At 75.2% G+C, this 3,503-nt stretch carries 2 protein-coding genes and 1 pseudogene; all 3 read right to left on the bottom strand.

Features of this window, described 5'->3' with window-relative positions; all coding sequences use genetic code 11:
• Window positions 1–1,080 (bottom strand): cytochrome P450 family protein (locus CCN44_RS37795; RefSeq protein WP_208639926.1); only part of this gene is annotated, 1,080 nt, incomplete at its 3' end.
• A gap of 9 nt (window positions 1,081–1,089) precedes the next feature.
• Complete coding sequence (gene asnB, locus CCN44_RS37790) at window positions 1,090–2,916, bottom strand: asparagine synthase (glutamine-hydrolyzing) (protein ID WP_086703305.1); 1,827 nt, start codon at window positions 2,914–2,916, stop codon at window positions 1,090–1,092.
• 16 nt (window positions 2,917–2,932) lie between these two features.
• A pseudogene (locus CCN44_RS37785) lies at window positions 2,933–3,503 on the bottom strand (hypothetical protein); the annotation flags it as partial.

Raw genomic sequence — 3,503 nt, 5'->3', positions numbered from 1 at the left:
GTGGATGCCGTGGCCGAAGGCGAGGTGGGGGTTGGGGCTGCGGTCGAGGTCGAGGGTGTCGGGGTCGGGGAAGCGGCGCGGGTCCCGGTTGGCGGCGCACAGGGAGACGATCACCGAGTCGCCGGCCGGGACCTCCGTGCCGTACAGGTCGCTGTCCCGGTCGAAGAACCGCCAGGTGGTCAGCTCGAAGGCGCTGTCGTAGCGCAGGAGTTCCTCGACCGCGCGCGGCAGCAGGCCCGGGTCGTCGCGCAGCCGGGCGAGGTGCGCCGGGTGGCGGAGCAGGGCGACCAGGGCGGTGGTGATCTGGTTGGTGACCGGTTCCTGTCCGGCGACGAGCAACTGGAAGATCATCGAGTCCCGTTCCTCCCGCGTCAGCTCGCCTTGGTCGCGGGCCGCGACCAGCCGGCCGAGCAGGTCGTCCGCCGGGTGCGCGCGCTTGTGGGCGACGATCTCGGCGATGTAGCTCTGCAGGCCGTGCAGGCGGGCCTCGTACAGCGGCCGGCCGGGGTCGGCGGGGCCGACGGGCTGGACGACCTTGCCCCAGTCGCGGTCGAAGCGGGATGCCGACCGCCCCGGCAGGCCGATCACTTCCGCGAGCACCCGGAAGGGGAAGTGCGCGGCGAAGCCGTCGACCAGGTCGGCGGGTCCGGTCGCCGGGAGGCGGTCCACGAGACGGTCGGCCAGTTCCTGGAAGCGCGGGGTGAGGCGGTCGATCCGGCGCGGGCTGAAGGCGTCGGTCACGAGGCGCCGCATGCGGGTGTGCCGCGGCGGGTCCTGGTGCAGCAGATGCACCTGGAGCCGGGAGTGCTGGGGTTCGGGCATGATCGAGGCGCGGGCGCGCCAGCGGTCGTTGCCCCGGTCGTGGTTCTTGCCGAGCCGGTCGTCGTTCAGTGCGGCGTGCGCGGCGTCGTACCCGGTGACGAGCCAGGCCCGGACGCCGCTCGGGAACAGGACGCGGTGGACCGGGCCGGCCTCGCGCATCCGCGCGTACAGGGGGTAGGGGTCCCGCTTGTAGGGGCAGCCCGTCAGCGGTACGGGGTCGGGGAGTTCGGTGTCCGGCAGGGACGCGTGCGGGGTCAAGGGGCTCCTTCAGAGGGCGAGTTCGGGCCGGTGGTGGTCCAGCCACAGGGCGAGGTCGACGACCCGTTCGAGGCGGAGCCGCAGGCCCCACGGGAGCTGCTCGGGCGGGAGGTCGAGACAGGGCTTGACGCGCATCTCGTCGGCCAGCGAGCGGACCCGGTCGTCGCGGAGCGCGTCGCGGGCCAGGTCCTGCAAGCCGCGGTTGTAGTCGGGGTGGTGGGTGGCCGGGTAGTGGTTCTTGGGGCGGTGCAGGACCGTGCCGGGGGCGAGGCCGGCGCCGGCGGCGCGCAGCAGGCTCTTCTCCCGGCCGTCGAAGCTCTTCAGCGACCAGGACGCGTTGAAGGCGTACTCGACCAGCCGGTGGTCGCAGTACGGGACGCGCACCTCCAGCCCCTGGGCCATGCTCAACCGGTCCTTGCGGTGCAGGAGTTGCCGCAGCCAGCGGGTGAGGGACAGGTGCTGCAGCTCGCGCAGCCGGTGTTCGGCCGGGGTCTCGTCGTCCAGGTGGGGTACGGCGGCCAGCGCGCTGCGGTAGGTGTCGTCCCGGAACTCGCCGATGCGCAGGTCCAGTTCGGGGTTGAGCGGCATGGCGGCCTCGTCGCCGGTGACCAGCAGCCAGGGGAAGGTGGCGGCGGCGTGGGCCTCGGGGCGGTGGAACCAGGGGTAGCCGCCGAACACCTCGTCGGCCCCCTCGCCGGACAGGGCGACGGTGGAGTGCCGTCGTATCTCGCCGAAGAGCAGGTACAGCGAGGTGTCCATGTCGCCCACGCCGATCGGCGAGTCCCGGGCCGCGACGACGGCCCTGCGGTGCTCGGGGTCGAGCAGGGCGTGCGGGTCGAGGACGACCGTGTCGTGGTCGGTGCCGATGTAGGCGCCGGCCTCGATGGCGTACGGGGTGTCGTGGCCGGTGCGCAGCACGTCCCCGGTGAACCGCTCGGCCTGGTCGCGGTAGTCGACGGCGTACGAGCGGATGCGGGCGTCGGGGCCTTCGCGGCGGCGGAGTTCGCCGGCGAGCAGGGCGGTCAGGACGGTGGAGTCGATGCCGCCGGACAGCAGGCTGCACAGCGGGACGTCGGCCTCCAGCTGACCGTGGGCGGCGGCGGTGACGAGGCCGCGGACGCGTGCGACGGTGGCCTCGCGGTCGTCGGTGTGGGGCACGGCGGTCAACTGCCAGTAGCGGCGTTCGCGGCGACCGGCGCGGTCCAGGACCAGCAGGCCGCCGGGTTCGACCTCCCGGACGCCGGACCACACGGTGGGTCCGGTGGTGAACAGCAGGCTGTACGCCTCCCGGAGCCCGTCCGCGTCCACGCGGGGCCGGATCTCCGGGTGGGCGAACAGGGCCTTGGGTTCGGAGGCGAAGGCCAGGCCGCCGTCGACGGCGGCCCAGAAGAGCGGCTTGACGCCGAGGCGGTCGCGGACCAGCAGCAGCCGCTGCGCGCGCTCGTCCCAGACGGCGAAGGCGAACATGCCCTCCAGCCGGCCGGCCAGCGCGTCGCCCCACTGGGCGTAGGCGCGCAGCACCACCTCGGTGTCGCTGCGGGTACGGAACTCGTGTCCCAGGCCCCTCAGTTCGGCGCGGAGTTCGTGGTGGTTGTAGATCTCGCCGCTGTAGCCGAGCACGACGGTCGGCTCGTCGGGCCGGTCCGTCATCGGCTGGCCGCCGCCCTCCGGGTCGATGACGGCGAGCCGGCGGTGGCCGATCGCGGCGTGCTCGCCGAGCCAGACGCCGCTCGCGTCGGGGCCGCGCGGGGCGAGGGTGGCGGTCATCGCCTCGATGACGGTGGCGTGGGTGCGGGCGTCGCTGTGGAAGGACACCCAGCCGGTGATTCCGCACACGGATACGGCTCCTCGGTCAGGGGCGGGCGGCGGGCGCCGCGTCGGTGGACGTGCCGGGCACGGCGGAGGGCCGTCGCCCGGGCAGGGCGAGCAGGGGTACGGCGAGACAGGCGGCCGTGGCGGCCAGGACGAGCCCGGCGGTCACGCCGGTGCCGGCGCCGGCCGCGGTGGCCAGGGCGGGGCCGAGGGTGAAGCCGAGGCCGCGGGCGAGCTGGACGGTGGCCCCCACGGTCGCGGCCCGGTCCGCTGGGGCGGCCCCCAGGACCAGCGCCTGGGCCGGGCCGCCGTTCAGCCCCATCCCCACACCGGCCAGCGCCAGCCGCCAGGCCACGTCCGCCGGGGACCACCCGGTGTCGAGCGGCACCAGCAGCACCAGCCCGACAGCGGTGACCAGGGCACCGGTGACCGCGACCGGCCGGGTCCGGGCGGACGCATGCGCGCGCGGGCGGGACCCGGGACGGGCGAGGCCCTCGGCGCCGGTGCCCGCCACCGGCCGGGGCCGGACGGACACACCCGCACGCAGGCGCAGCCGGGAGCGGAGGAGGTCCCCGGCGCCGGTGCCCGCCACCGGCCGGGGCCGGACGGAC

The sequence above is a fragment of the Streptomyces tricolor genome (genome assembly GCF_002155905.1).
Lineage (GTDB): Bacteria > Actinomycetota > Actinomycetes > Streptomycetales > Streptomycetaceae > Streptomyces > Streptomyces tricolor.
The sequence above is the reverse complement of the archived record's forward strand: the minus strand, read 5'-3'. Positions and strand labels throughout refer to the sequence as shown.